Genomic DNA, 12,959 nt, shown 5'->3' with positions numbered 1-12,959 from the left:
TACCGCGCTTCGAGGCGCACGCGGGAATGATCCGCCGGCGCGGCGGTGGTGTGCTGAACACATCAACCGGCCCGCCCCGAGGGAGCAATCCAGTGCCCCACCACGAACCCCCCACCCCCACCGGCAGCCCAGCAGGCAGCCCAGCAGGCAGCCCAACCGTCCGGACTCCCCAGCCGGGCCCCACCCTCCAGGCCGACCAGGACCGGCAGCCCGGCCGGCCCCCTGGCGACCGGATCCAGCCGGGTGCCGACGGAATGCGACTGGGCGTCGACGGGATGCGACCGGGCGTCGACCGGATCGGCCCGGGCGACGACCGAATGGAGCCGGGCAGGATCCACACCGACCCCGACCCCGACCACCCCGGCTCGCCCCGCTCCGAGCGGCGGGCGCCCCACGGCTCCGGCCCCAGCCCCAACTCCGGCCCCAACTCCGGCTCCGGCTCCGGACTGCGCGACAGCCTCCGGCACCGCCCGCTGCTCTGGTTCTTCATCCTTGCCTTCGCCCTGAGCTGGGCGGCCTGGACCCCATACGTACTGTCCGAGAACGGCCTCGGTGTATGGCACTTCACGTTTCCAGGAGGCAGCACCGGAGGCCAGCTGACCGGCGTACTGCCCGGCGCCTACCTCGGCCCCATCGCCTCCGCGCTCCTGCTGACCGGGCTCACGGAGGGACGCCGGGGCCTTCGGACCTGGATCCGGCGCATGACCAGGTTCCGGCTCAGCTGGCGCTGGTACGTCGCTGTACTGCTCACCGTGCCCGCGGCGCTCACCGTCGCCGCGACCGCCCTGGGCGACCGCGGACCCGCCATGCCGACCGCCACGGTGCTGGCGGCGTATCTGCCGGGCCTGGTCCTGCAGTTGATCACCACAGGGCTCGCCGAGGAGCCCGGCTGGCGTGAGTTCGCCATGCCGCGCGCCCAGGAACGGTACGGCCCCCTGCCCGCCACCCTCCTGGTCGGCGTCCTGTGGGGCGCCTGGCACCTGCCGCTGTTCCTCACCGAATGGGGCGGCGGCCCGCACGTCCACCTCGCCAGAGTGGGGGCGTTCCTCGCCACCACGCTCTGCTTCAGCTCCGTGATGACCTGGGTGTTCAACCGGTCCGGCGAGAGCATGCCGCTCGTGATGCTCATGCACACGAGTGTCAACAACTTCTTCTCCGTCGCCTGGACGGCCATGTTCCCCCGGCTCGCCGACGACGACACCACCTACGCCTTCCTCCTGGCCTCGGTGGGAGCAGCCCTCCTCGTCCTCGTCCTGACCCGGGGCCGACTCGGCTACCGCCCGACCACCACTGCCGCCCGGGTCTCCGCTCCCCTGAACACCGGCGGATGACACGGCGCCCCGATGCGGATCGCCCTCTCCGCGTCCGGCTTCGGGCCCCCTCGACATGACCGACGCCGACGCAGGCACCGGCCCCAGGCGACGACTCCGTGTGCCGAACGGGAAAACCCCAGGTCACGGGCGCCTTGACCTGGGGTTTCGCGGAGTCCCCTGTCGGATTCGAACCGAGTCCTACGCATGACAAGGGCCTGCGAGATCGTGACAACGCGGTCCGCTCCCGCGAGCGGAGTACGGATGAACAGTTCTTCATCGGTCTTCTAGCGCATCCCGCACCACGGCGTCACGGCCCCGGCGCGCCGGAGGATCCCCTGCAACTGTTCAGCGGGACGCTGCTGTTCGCCATGCAGGGCGTTGAGGACGATCAGACCACCTGTGAACGCCGGAAGTGCCCACTGCACCCAGGCAAGGTCGCGCTGGGCCCTGGCCGTGTCGATGGGGTGCTCCGCCGCCTCCTCCATGTCGTCGGGACTGTCCGACGAGGCAAGCGCGATCTTCCTGCCCAGAACGCCGCTGTAGGCGGTGGCGGCCAGGGCAGCACCGGTGAGCACGGTCTTGGCGATGGCCGAGGCGGCCACGCCCTTCTGCGCGGCGACCCGGGAGGCGTTCACGGCCAGGAGTCCGCTGCCGCCCACGAGGTGAATGCCGATCGCCGCGGCGTTCACCGGCGTCCACCTCGCCCAGCCGGCGCTCGCGATCCGAGCTGTGTTCCTCCACGTACCGCCCTCGGCCCGAGCCGCAGTGTTCAGACCGACCGCGCCCATCAATGAACCACCGAACCAAGCCGCCAACCCCAGATCGTGCATGCTGCGCAGAGCGGTGTTGCGTTCCGACATCTGGAGACTCCTCAGGATCCTCGCCGATGACCTTGGATGTGCTCACCGGCTCTGCCTCCACCGTTGCGCCGGCCCGGCACTCCTGCATCTCGAAAGGGTGCGGATGGACCCCAGGGCGACGATCTCCACAAGCCCGGATCCGCTCGTGGCGCCCTCACCCTGGGGACATACGCACAGCTGCGCCCGAGGTCGGCCGCCTGCTGGTGGCCCTGGGCGTGCGGTGCCCGGTCCGATGTCATCGCCCACGCCTGAGGGGAGGAGCCATGAGCATCGACCGCTGTCCCCGTGCGAGGAAGCGGACATGCGCGACAATGAAGGGGGTAGGCGACGCAACGGTGCCTGCTCCGGGCCTTACGACTGGGCAGGGCCTGATCGCTGGCGAGTGCGAGTGCTGCTCGGGCCGGCGACGTGATCCCCCTGACCCCGGGATGTCCTTTTCACCGTGGACTCCGCTACCTGCTGTCCTCGGACCGATACCCGGGAGGGTCGATGTCTCTGCCCATGACCGAGCAGTCGCGCGGTACGGAGAGTGCCCTGCCGTCCGGCGCCGGAGCACCTCCACACCGTGGGCACCGGCGGTAGAGCGCGGAGAACGCTTCCCACCCCGGTGAACCGACCGGTCGGCGCTCACGGCACGGCGAACGCACCGGCCTGAGCCGCATTCTTTTCTGGAGGTCTCGCATGTCTGATTCCACTGCGCCCGATCCGCTCGCTGTCCTGTCCGCCGCCGGCGTCTCGATCTGGCTCGACGACCTCTCCCGGGAGCTGCTGGCGGGAGGAGAGCTGAAGAGGCTCATTACGGAGCAGCACGTCGTAGGTGTGACGACCAACCCGACGATCTTCGCCTCGGCCCTGTCCAAGGGAGACCGCTACACCAAGCAACTGCGCCGGCTCGGTGGTGAGGGCGTGAGCGTCGACGACGCCGTCTTCGCCCTCACCACCGACGACGTGCGGGTCGGCTGCCAGGCGTTCGCTTCCGTCCACCGGAAGACCGGCGGGGTCGACGGGCGGGTGTCCATCGAGGTCGACCCCCGGCTCGCCCAGGACACCGCTGCCACGATCGACCAGGCACGCAAGCTGTGGGAGGCCGTCGACGAGCCGAACCTGCTGGTCAAAATTCCTGCCACCCAGGAGGGCCTGGCCGCGATCACCGCCGTCGTCGCACAGGGAATCAGCGTCAACGTCACGCTGATCTTCTCCCTGGACCGCTACCGCGCCGTGATGGATGCCTATCTGGACGGGCTGGAGCAGGCCCAGGCCGCCGGTCATGACCTGGCCTCCATCCACTCCGTCGCCTCGTTCTTCGTCTCCCGCGTCGACGCCGAGGTGGACGCCCGCCTCGATGCTCTCGGCACTCCTGAGGCGGAGGCGCTCAAGGGCAGGGCCGCGATCGCCAACGCGCGGCTCGCCCACCGGGCGTACGAGCAGATGACCGCCGGGTCACGCTGGCAGGCCCTCGCCGCGGCCGGGGCCCGCGAACAGCGGCCTCTGTGGGCGTCCACAGGGGTGAAGAACCCGGCCTACGCCGACACCATGTACGTCAGTGAACTCGCCATCGCCGGCACCGTGAACACCATGCCGGGCACCACGCTCGCCGCGTTCGCCGACCACGGCGCCCTTCCCCCGCGCGCACCGGTCGCCGAGGAGTACGTCGCCGCGGCCGACTACTTCGTGGCGCTGGAGCGAGCCGGCGTCGACTTCGCCGACGTCACCGCCGGACTGGAGCGCGAGGGGCTGAGCAAGTTCGCCGACAGCTGGAGCGAGCTGAGTGCTTCCGTCGACCGCGAGATGCACACCCCGGCCGCCCGCCGCCCGGGGGAGGCCGACAGCTCGCCGGAGGGCCCCGGCCTGCTGGCGATCTACCTCAATGACCATCTCTCCGGAGCCACTGCCGGTCTGGAGCTCTTCCGGCGAGCCGCACAGGGCCGGCCAGGTCAGAACGGAGAAGCCGGCCCGGCCGAGCTGTCCGAACTGGCCGAGCAGATCGAGCAGGACCGGGACTCCCTGACCCACATCATGAGTGACCTGGGGGTGCCCACCGACCGCTCGAAGGTCGCACTGGGCTGGCTGGCGGAGAAGGCGGGCCGCCTCAAGCCCAACGGCCACCTCCTCTCACGCTCCCCCCTCAGCGACGTCCTGGAGCTGGAATCCATGCTCCTCGGCGTCAAGGGCAAGGCCGCCTGCTGGCACACCCTGCACGCACTGGCCCGGACGGACACCAGGCTCGACCGCGAGCAGCTGGACACCCTGCTGAAACGGGCCGAAGAGCAGAGCGCCGCACTGGAGCGGATGCGTCTCGACACGGCCCGCCTCGTCTTCCCGTCCGCCCAGCAGTCCTCGTGAGGGGGCTGATCACCCCGGGCACCGCGTGGTGTGAGGGACCTTCCAGGCTTCGGTCCGGCACCGGGTCTCGGCCCGGTTCGAGTGGCGCTCCGCCTGCGAGCAGCCCAGCCTGTTCGAGTAGCGCAGGGCCTGCGGCGATACGAGGACAAGAGGCCGACATGACCGTGACACCTCTGACCAGGCCGCGGCGCATGCTGACAGTGCCGGGCGTCTACGCGCCCCAACACGACACGCATCTGCTGATGCGGGCCATCAGCCGCGCGGGCATCAGGCCAGGGGCCAGCGTGCTCGAACTCGGCACCGGAAGCGGGGCTCTCGCGGTCCACGCCGCCGGGCTGGGCGCCTGGGTCACCGCTGTGGACATCTCCCGCAGGGCCGTGTGGTGTGCCCGGGTGAACGCCGCGCTCCACCGCAGCCGCGTCACTGTCCGCCGCGGCGACCTGGCCTGCCTCGGAGTGGGGGGATTCGACATGGTGGTCAGCAACCCGCCCTACGTCCCTGCCCCAGCCGACCTGCCGCCGCGTCGGGGGCGAGCACGGGCGTGGGACGCAGGACGGGACGGACGGGCCGTCGTCGACCGTGTCTGCGCGACTGCCGGATCCCTCCTGCGGCCCGGCGGGGCACTCCTCATGGTCCATTCCGGCCTGTGCGGAATCGAGGCCACGCTCCAGGCGCTGGGAAAGGCCGGCCTTGACGCCGAGGTCAGTGACCGCGAGCTGGTCCCCCTCGGCCCCGTCCTGCGCTCACGCCTGCCGTGGCTGCGCAGTCAGGGGCTGATGGACGAAGGGCAGGACAAAGAGGAACTGGTGGTCATTCATGCCCGACGACACTGAACGCGCCCGCCGTCTACGGCTCGAACGCCACGGACCGCTTCTCGTGGAAGGCCCCGTCACCGTCACCGGAGACGACGGCGTGGCCGTCACCTCCGACCGCTTCATGGTGGCGGTGTGCACGTGCGGCCGCAGCCGCATCCGTCCGTGGTGCGACACCAGCCACCGCCGCCGCGTCCCCCGCACTCCTCCGGCCTCGCCGGACACAGGCAGCAGCGATGCAGGGGGTGAGGCGTGATGGCTGCGGAGCCCTATGTCGAATCACGTACCGCCAGCCCCGCACTGCCGGCCCCACGAGGCGTGCTTTCCGCTGCTGTCCTCTCCTCCTTGCACAGGGGAAGCGCGCCCCTGGCGCACCCTCAGGTCCTGACGGCGGCCGAGCCCTACGGGGACGACCTCCAGCTGGCCCTGTACGTGCTGTACGAACTGCACTACCAGAGCTTCGCGGGGGTCGGTGACGACCGGGAGTGGGATCCTGACCTGCTGAGGCTGCGCAGAGACCTCGAAAGCCGCTTTCTGAGCGCACTACGTGCGGACGTGCCGGGCGGAGCCGACGCCCAGGACGCCCTGGCCGGGATCCTTGTCGAACCGGGCGCCGCGGAGGGCACAGGCGTGAGCCATTACCTGCAGAGCCATGGCCGGCTCTGGCAGATGCGCGAATACGCGGCGCTGCGGTCCCTGTACCACCTCAAGGAGGCCGACCCCCACGCCTGGGTCATCCCCCGCCTGTACGGGCGGGCCAAGGCGGCGATGGTGGCCGTGGAGTACGACGAGTTCGGCGCCGGGCGGGCCGAGGACGTTCACGCCCGGCTCTTCGCGGACCTGATGGACGACCTCGACCTGGACCACGCCTACGGCGCGTATCTCGACGCTGCTCCGGCGCAGGCGCTCTGCGCGGTCAACCTGATGTCCCTGTTCGGACTGCACCGGGCACTGCGTGGCGCCCTCATCGGGCATTTCGCCGCCGTGGAGATCACCTCGTCGCCCGGCTCACGGCGGCTCGCGAAAGCCATGCGGCAGACGGGCGCCGGTCCGGCCGCCGAGCGCTTCTACGACGAGCACATCGAAGCCGACGCGGTGCATGAGCAGGTCGTACGGCACGAGGTGATCGGCCCTCTCCTGGCAGCCGAACCCCATCTGGACGCCGACGTGGCTTTCGGTGTCCAGGCCACCGATCTGCTCGAAGACAAACTGGGCGCACACGTGTTGGGGGCCTGGACTGACGATCGCTCCGCCCTGCGGCTCCCGCTGCCGGCCACTCGGGGCCCAGCCGGACCGCACGCAGGGCCGGGCACCGGGCCCGTGAGCTGAACTTCCCGCCAGGGCGGGCACGGAATCGCTGCTCGCCCACCAAGCCGGGTACCCGATGCTGCGGACCGCACGCGGCCGACCCTTCCTGCCGGCCCCTCCCCGTGTTTCATCCCCGTGTCTCATCGAAGCTGCGGAACCGAGTGAGTGCGGCATGCCGCTTTTGGCGTAATGGGCGGGGAGGGCCGGTCGGCCCCGTCAGGCTGTGCGGGTTGAGCACGGTCGTGTCAGGAAACCGCACGTACGGACCGTATGGGATTTTGGATGGATCCCTCGTGCCCGCCGAGCGGCTCCGGGGCGCCGGAGCGTGCGGTGCGGGCTCCGCGGTACACGGCGAGCCGGAATACGGTGGCCGAGGCGTCGACGACGCCGGGTCCCCGGCGCATGAAGAAGCTGCCGCCGCACTGCCTGCGGGAACAGGAACCAGGGGGAGGCCCGGCCGATGGCGGAAGACGAGCGGAAGCCGCACCGCGTCGAGGAGGACCGGTCGGAGGGCTTCGGGGAGCGTCTGCTGGGTGTGCTCCTGGACCGGGCCCACGAGATGCCCGCGCAGCTGATCGCCCCGCTGATCGCGGAAGAGGTAGCCAGTATCGGCGGGCGCGATGTCTCCATCCTCCTGCAGGACTACGAACAACTGCTTCTGGTACCGCTGCCCGGCAAGCGGCTGGTCGTCGGCGAACCCGAATCGATGGACGACTCCCCGGCCGGCGAGGCCTTCTTGCAGGTCAAGACCGTGGAAGTCCCCCAGGACGGCTCCGTGCGCATGTATCTGCCGCTGCTGGACGGCAGCGACCAGGTCGGTGTCATGGTCGTCACCCTCGATCGTGTGGATGACGACGATCGTCGGCTGCTGCGCAGACTCGCCGGACTGGTGGCCGACATGATCGTCACCAAGGACGCCTACACCGACCAGTTCTTCATGGCCCGCCGCCGCGCGCCCATGGATGTGGCTGCCGAGATCCAGTGGTCGCTACTGCCTCCGCTGTCGATGGTCGTCCCGCAGGTCGAGGTCGCCGGGATCCTGGAGCCCGCCTACAAGGTGGCCGGCGACAGCTTCGACTACGCCCTCAACGACGACATCCTGCATGTGGCCATGATCGACGCCATGGGCCACGGCCTGGACGCCGCGACCATGGCGACCGTGGCCATCGGCGCCTACCGCCACGCCCGCCGCACCAATGTCGAACTCGCCGAGATCTACGCGTTCATGGACCAGGCCATCAGTGGCCAGTTCGGCCCCGACCACTTCGTGACCGCGCAGATGATGTGCCTGGACATCACCACGGGGCGGCTGCAGTGGGTCAACGCCGGCCACCCGGCGCCGCTGCTGATCCGCGACCGCACCGTGCTCGACCGGCTGGACAGCCCCACCACGCTCCCGGTCGGCTTCGGCGGCGAGCAGCCGCACGTCACCGAGCGGATGCTGCGACGCGGGGACCGGGTTCTGTGCTTCACCGACGGCCTTGTCGAGGAACACCAGGCCGGTGGAGAGGAGTTCGGCGAGGCACTGCTCATCGAGTGGACCAACCACATCCTGCGCGACCGCACCAGGGTGCGGGCCGTGGCCAGGAAACTCTCCCATACCCTGAAACGCGAACGGGGCGGCGTGACCAGCGACGACGCGACCGTCCTCCTCATCGAATGGCGCGGTGGCAGAGCCGACCACCTCACCACCCTCACATGAGCCGACAGACATCGCGCCACGATCTTGGGCGCGCAGGGAAGCAGCCGGGAGCGCCGGCGTGAGCGGGTAGCCACAGGCATCTGTTGGGGACTACGCTGCTGAGCGCGCCCCTGCCCCTGGCGGTCCTGACCACACGGCCGTAGCAGGTGAATGCGTTGACGCAGCACATTTCTGACAGGGACACCCTTAGCGTCACACCCACTGGTGCAGCGCCCGGCGGACCAGACGTCGGGCGGATGCACGCGGGGAAGGCGTTGGCCGTCTACGACCGCCATGGTGATGCCCTGTTCTCCCTCGCTCTGCTCCTCTGCCGGGACTTGGACCGAGCAGTCGAGGCAGTCGTCGCCACGGTGACGCAGGTTCCCGCGTCGGCGTCCGACGTCACGCCGGAGGCGGAGCGGCATCGTCTCGCGGCCGATCTGTGGCATCGATGCGCGGGCGCCTCTGCCGGATCGGGTGAGGGACCGGTCCTGCCGTCACAGGCGAACACACCGGCCGAGTCGGACGGTTCGTCCAGCGAGCAGGAGCACGCGTTGCTCGGACTGGTCCTGTTCGGTTCCCACACCTACGGACAGGCGGCCGCGCTCATAGGTGTGGCCCCACCGTCGGCAGCCCTGCGTCTGCGCTCCGTTCTGCGCCTGGGTTCCGCGTCGAGCCGCCAGCACTCCCGCTGACCGGAGGCCCCACGGGCGACAGCAAGACAACTCACGACGAAGGGAAAAGCATGACGAAATCGAAGCGGGCCACGAAGGCGTCCACACCCTCGGCAGCCGCGCAACCGTCAGTACGCGCCCCTTATTGCAACGAAAACCTGCCCTGGATCGAGGACGCTCAGAAGGTCGCACCGAAGGACGCACGCGCGCTGTCGAAACTGTTCTTCACGCAACTGCGGTCCTTGGAAGAAGGCTCGCCCGAGTACCAGTACGCCCGGAACACGCTGATCGAGATGAACACCACCCTGGTGCGTTTCGTCGCGAGCCGGTTCCGCAGCCGGGGCTGCGAGGGCCTGGAGGACATCATCCAGGTCGGTACGATCGGTCTGATCAAGGCGATCAACCGGTTCGATCTCTCCCGCAAAACCGAGTTCACCAGCTTCGCCATCCCGTACATACTCGGAGAGATCAAGCGGTACTTCCGCGACGCCACCTGGGCCGTGCACGTGCCCCGGCGGCTCCAGGAACTGCGCGTAGACCTGGCCAAGGCCAGCGAACAGCTCGCTGCTGTTCTCGATCGCCGGCCCACGGTCAAGGAACTCGCCGTCCAGCTCGACCTGAGTGAGGAAGAGATCACCGAGGGGCTGATCGCCACCAACGGCTACACCGCGGGGCCCCTCGATGTTTCCGGCGACGCCACGGACACGGGGAACATCAACGACCGCAGCCGCTCCTATGCCGACATCATCGGTGGCTGCGATCCGGCAATGGACCTTGTCGAGGACGTCGAGTCCCTCGCCCCTCTGCTGGCTGAACTGAACGCGCGGGAGCGCCGCATCATCCAGCTCCGCTTCGGCCAGGAGATGACCCAGTCGCAGATCGGTGCCGAACTCGGCCTCTCCCAGATGCACATTTCCCGCCTGCTCACACGCGTCCTGGCCCAGCTCCGCGCCGGCCTGCTCACCGACAGTTAGGGGCTGTCCGGCGGACTGCACTGTCGCGGCCTTGGAGGCCGCGTCGGCGTGCCGAGCAGAGCGGCAGCGCCGCGCCGGCACTCACCGTGACCGGCACCGCTTCCGTCCTTCTCAGCCGGCCGCCCGCCCCGTCGTGGGACAGTGGAGGGGGCGGCTGACAGCGCGTGAAAATCATTCTGAAGCTTCGGCGGTATGCTCGGAAGCGGAAAGGTGGCCGCCGGTGCTCAGCCCCGAGATGACGGAAATCCTGCGGACCCTGCACACCGAAGCCGGGCCGAAGCTCTACGACAGTTGGGCATCGGTCCTCGGTATGGATCACCTCGCGTTGTCCCTGACGGTGGAAGGACAGATCACCGAGCCGCTGTGGTTCTCCGGCACGACGAGTTCCTCCTTCGAGGATTTGCAGTTCACCCTGGGCGAGGGGCCCGGTCCGGACGCCCTGCGCACCGGACAGGCGACGCTGGCACACGACGTGGCAGCAGTGGACGCCGGCCGGTGGCCCGCTCTGACGCCGGCGATGGCCCATCTCCCGATCCGGGCCATGTTCTGTCTCCCGCTGGCCCTCGGCGGTATCACGGTCGGCGTCCTCACCGCCCTGCGCTCCCGTCCGGGACCCATGACGGGTCAGGAAATGGATGACGCGCTGGGCCTCGCAGCGGCCCTGACGCTCCAGTTCCTGGGCGGGCGCAGCGCACACTTCGATGCCTGGGTGGACGCACAGCCGGGCGGTGAACTGCACCGGGCAGTCGTCCATCAGGCCACCGGCATGCTCAGCGTCCAGCTCGCAATTCCTCTCAGCAAGGCGCTGCTGCGGCTGCGCGCGTATGCCTACTCCCACGACCGGTCCATCGTCGACGCCGCTGAAGATGTTGTAGCGCGGCGGCTGCGCCTGGACGATGACAGTCCCGATGACGGTGACGGTCCCGATCCCGAGCCACCCAAGGAGCCGAGGGGATGACATCCATGTCCCGCGAGCAGCAAGTATCCGATGTCTTCGTGCAGGTCGCGGACTCGCTGATCGATGACTTCGACCTCATCGAGTTCCTTGAAGGGCTGTGCGCCCACTGCGTCGCTCTGCTCGACGTCTCTGCGGCGGGCATTCTCCTGGCCAATGAGAAGGGGCTGCTGCACACCGTCGCGGCCTCCGACGAGAACACTCATCTGCTGGAACTCTTCGCCGTCCAGCACGACCAGGGCCCCTGCCTGGACTGCTACCGCACACGCGACGCGCGGTCCAACATCGACCTGCACGACCCTTCGGACACGGGCGCCTGGCCCGCCTTCGCCGACAAGGCACGCAGGAGTGGCTTTCAGATCAGCCACGTCTTTCCCCTGCGTCTGCGCAACCGCGCGGTGGGGGCGATGAACCTCTTCCACACCAGCCGCCAGTCGCTCAGCACTCAGGACGCCTCCCTCGCCCAGGCTCTCGCCGACGTCGCCACCATCGCCATCCTTCAGCAACGCGATCTCGGCCACGAGCAGATGGAGAAGTCCCAGCTCCAGCACGCTCTCTCCAGCCGCATCGTGGTGGAGCAGGCCAAGGGGATCCTCGCCGAACGCTGGACCGTCGACCCCAGCACCGCGTACAACGCCCTGCGCGTCTACGCCCGGACTCACCAGCTGCGCATCTCCGACTGCTCCCGCCAGATCATCGACCAGACCCTCGACACCGACCAGATCCCCCACCCGTAGGAGCGGTGACCGTCCTCGGGGCGGAACAGCCGGAGTCGACAGCCCTGGGGACCGCTGCGTGATGTCGGGCAGCAGTGTGATCAGGGCCCCCGGGACTCCGTCATTGGCCGCCCCTCATTGGCCGCCCCTGGCAGGAGGGATACGAATCTCCTCGGGAACAGCTTGCTGCAGCTCGTCCACCAGTCGGCCGACATCAGTGATGAGTGAGCCGCACAACGCTGATTGCACCGGCGATCCGGCGTCCATGATGTGGCGATTGGTCTGCAGGTCTCGGCACTGCCTTTCGGCTTCGCGCAGCGCCGTTCCGACTTCGCCGGGATCCGCGTCCTGCCGCATGACCAGGTTCAGCAGGTCGCCGGCTTCGCGGAGCAGGACGCTGTAGGGATCGAGGAACGCGCGGGACAGAGAGTCGTAGTCTCCACTGCGAACGGCGTGGGAGAGGCTGCGGACGACGGAACGGATGTGCCCCAGTGCCCTGTCCACAAGGGTGATCGTGGGGTGGGTGTGGGTCAGCAGATGCCGTGCCCCCGGCGATGCTTGACGAGGGTTCAGCCGGGAGTTCTCGTCCTCTTCGTCGATACGGGACCGGGCACGGTCTATCTCGGCCGCGATCCGGGTGCACTGGCGGGCCCAGTCATCGAGACAGCCCTGGCCGAGGGTGTCCTGCCCGGCAGTCGCTTCGGAAAGCATGGTCAGGATGCGCTGAGTCTGAACGGAGAGCGCTTCGACAGCTTGCTCGGACCGGGGCGTCCGCCGGGCAGGCGCGACAGCCATGTGTGCTACGAGTGCGCAGCCCGCGCCGAGGGCGACAGAGGCGACGAGATGTCCGATGTAGCTCAGGTTCCCGTGGCCTGATGAGAAAGCGAAGATGCCGATCACGGGCACCTGGCTTCCCTGGTAGCCCAGTCGCTGGGTCTTGCCGATCGCCAAGGCACAGAGGATCAGCAGGGCAAGGCTCCAGGCGTGCACACCGGCGGTAGCACCCAGTCCTGCGGCGAGAGCCGTGCCCAGGAGCATGGCAGCCAGGTACTGGATGCAGTCTCGGAAGGACTTGTAGAGCGTGACCTGGAGTATCAACAGTGCGGTGAAGGGCGCGAAGGTCGTCACCGTGGCCGGGAGCAGCCGTCCCGCCAGTGACCAGGCAACAACCGCAGCCACCACGCCCTTTGCCAGGAGCAGCAGGCCATCTCGTTCGGAACCGGAGGAGACAATGCCACGAACACAGTACCGACAAGAATCCGCCCACCACCTCCACGCCGAGATGAAGGTCGGACGCCCGCTCACCACGGCTTGACGCTACTC

12 protein-coding genes are annotated in these 12,959 nt (G+C 69.0%); 10 read left to right on the top strand and 2 right to left on the bottom strand.

Features of this window, described 5'->3' with window-relative positions; translation table 11 throughout:
- The first annotated feature begins 254 nt into the window (after nucleotides 1-254).
- Complete coding sequence (locus tag ACWGKJ_RS07695; protein WP_385024786.1) at nucleotides 255-1,331, top strand: CPBP family intramembrane glutamic endopeptidase; 1,077 nt, start codon at nucleotides 255-257, stop codon at nucleotides 1,329-1,331.
- 266 nt (nucleotides 1,332-1,597) lie between these two features.
- On the opposite strand, the gene ACWGKJ_RS07690 is transcribed toward ACWGKJ_RS07695, so the two are convergent.
- Nucleotides 1,598-2,173: a hypothetical protein gene (locus tag ACWGKJ_RS07690; protein ID WP_385024789.1), complete on the bottom strand. Its 576-nt coding sequence runs from the start codon at nucleotides 2,171-2,173 to the stop codon at nucleotides 1,598-1,600.
- Between the two features lie 681 nt (nucleotides 2,174-2,854).
- Here ACWGKJ_RS07690 and tal point away from each other — a divergent pair.
- The 9 genes from tal (at nucleotide 2,855) to ACWGKJ_RS07645 (ending at nucleotide 11,657) form a co-directional block, all read left to right on the top strand.
- A complete protein-coding gene (tal, locus tag ACWGKJ_RS07685; RefSeq protein WP_385024792.1) occupies nucleotides 2,855-4,516 on the top strand; it encodes a transaldolase in 1,662 nt (553 codons plus the stop codon).
- 158 nt (nucleotides 4,517-4,674) lie between these two features.
- On the top strand, nucleotides 4,675-5,349 hold the full coding sequence (locus ACWGKJ_RS07680; protein ID WP_385024795.1) for a HemK2/MTQ2 family protein methyltransferase: 675 nt from the start codon (nucleotides 4,675-4,677) through the stop codon (nucleotides 5,347-5,349).
- Nucleotides 5,333-5,584, top strand: coding sequence for a CDGSH iron-sulfur domain-containing protein (locus ACWGKJ_RS07675; RefSeq protein WP_385024797.1), 252 nt, complete (start codon nucleotides 5,333-5,335; stop codon nucleotides 5,582-5,584). Before ACWGKJ_RS07680 ends, ACWGKJ_RS07675 begins: the two co-directional genes overlap by 17 nt.
- A complete protein-coding gene (locus ACWGKJ_RS07670) occupies nucleotides 5,584-6,657 on the top strand; it encodes an iron-containing redox enzyme family protein (RefSeq protein WP_385024800.1) in 1,074 nt (357 codons plus the stop codon). Before ACWGKJ_RS07675 ends, ACWGKJ_RS07670 begins: the two co-directional genes overlap by 1 nt.
- A gap of 439 nt (nucleotides 6,658-7,096) precedes the next feature.
- Nucleotides 7,097-8,338 (top strand): PP2C family protein-serine/threonine phosphatase, encoded by a 1,242-nt coding sequence (locus ACWGKJ_RS07665; protein WP_385024803.1) that lies wholly within the window; start codon nucleotides 7,097-7,099, stop codon nucleotides 8,336-8,338.
- A gap of 236 nt (nucleotides 8,339-8,574) precedes the next feature.
- On the top strand, nucleotides 8,575-9,012 hold the full coding sequence (locus ACWGKJ_RS07660) for a hypothetical protein (RefSeq protein WP_385024806.1): 438 nt from the start codon (nucleotides 8,575-8,577) through the stop codon (nucleotides 9,010-9,012).
- Between the two features lie 50 nt (nucleotides 9,013-9,062).
- Nucleotides 9,063-9,965 (top strand): SigB/SigF/SigG family RNA polymerase sigma factor, encoded by a 903-nt coding sequence (locus ACWGKJ_RS07655; RefSeq protein WP_385024809.1) that lies wholly within the window; start codon nucleotides 9,063-9,065, stop codon nucleotides 9,963-9,965.
- A 220-nt stretch (nucleotides 9,966-10,185) separates the two neighbouring features.
- Complete coding sequence (locus tag ACWGKJ_RS07650) at nucleotides 10,186-10,923, top strand: GAF and ANTAR domain-containing protein (protein ID WP_385024812.1); 738 nt, start codon at nucleotides 10,186-10,188, stop codon at nucleotides 10,921-10,923.
- Nucleotides 10,920-11,657, top strand: coding sequence for a GAF and ANTAR domain-containing protein (locus ACWGKJ_RS07645; protein ID WP_385024815.1), 738 nt, complete (start codon nucleotides 10,920-10,922; stop codon nucleotides 11,655-11,657). Before ACWGKJ_RS07650 ends, ACWGKJ_RS07645 begins: the two co-directional genes overlap by 4 nt.
- 114 nt (nucleotides 11,658-11,771) lie before the next feature.
- Here the strand turns inward: ACWGKJ_RS07645 and ACWGKJ_RS07640 are convergent, their stop codons facing one another.
- On the bottom strand, nucleotides 11,772-12,944 hold the full coding sequence (locus tag ACWGKJ_RS07640) for an aromatic acid exporter family protein (RefSeq protein ID WP_385024818.1): 1,173 nt from the start codon (nucleotides 12,942-12,944) through the stop codon (nucleotides 11,772-11,774).
- Between the last annotated feature and the right edge of the window lie 15 nt (nucleotides 12,945-12,959).

This window comes from Streptomyces sp. NPDC054757 (genome assembly GCF_053612185.1).
This window is presented reverse-complemented; position numbering and strand designations above follow the sequence as displayed.

Excerpts from the sequence above, each read along its gene's own strand:
- ACWGKJ_RS07695 (WP_385024786.1), top strand. The coding sequence starts at position 255 with ATGCGACTGGGCGTCGACGGGATGCGACCGGGCGTCGACCGGATCGGC.
- ACWGKJ_RS07690 (WP_385024789.1), bottom strand. The coding sequence starts at position 2,173 with ATGTCGGAACGCAACACCGCTCTGCGCAGCATGCACGATCTGGGGTTG.
- ACWGKJ_RS07665 (WP_385024803.1), top strand. The coding sequence starts at position 7,097 with ATGGCGGAAGACGAGCGGAAGCCGCACCGCGTCGAGGAGGACCGGTCG.
- ACWGKJ_RS07675 (WP_385024797.1), top strand. The coding sequence starts at position 5,333 with ATGCCCGACGACACTGAACGCGCCCGCCGTCTACGGCTCGAACGCCAC.
- ACWGKJ_RS07680 (WP_385024795.1), top strand. The coding sequence starts at position 4,675 with ATGACCGTGACACCTCTGACCAGGCCGCGGCGCATGCTGACAGTGCCG.
- ACWGKJ_RS07660 (WP_385024806.1), top strand. The coding sequence starts at position 8,575 with ATGCACGCGGGGAAGGCGTTGGCCGTCTACGACCGCCATGGTGATGCC.
- ACWGKJ_RS07645 (WP_385024815.1), top strand. The coding sequence starts at position 10,920 with ATGACATCCATGTCCCGCGAGCAGCAAGTATCCGATGTCTTCGTGCAG.
- tal (WP_385024792.1), top strand. The coding sequence starts at position 2,855 with ATGTCTGATTCCACTGCGCCCGATCCGCTCGCTGTCCTGTCCGCCGCC.
- ACWGKJ_RS07655 (WP_385024809.1), top strand. The coding sequence starts at position 9,063 with ATGACGAAATCGAAGCGGGCCACGAAGGCGTCCACACCCTCGGCAGCC.
- ACWGKJ_RS07670 (WP_385024800.1), top strand. The coding sequence starts at position 5,584 with ATGGCTGCGGAGCCCTATGTCGAATCACGTACCGCCAGCCCCGCACTG.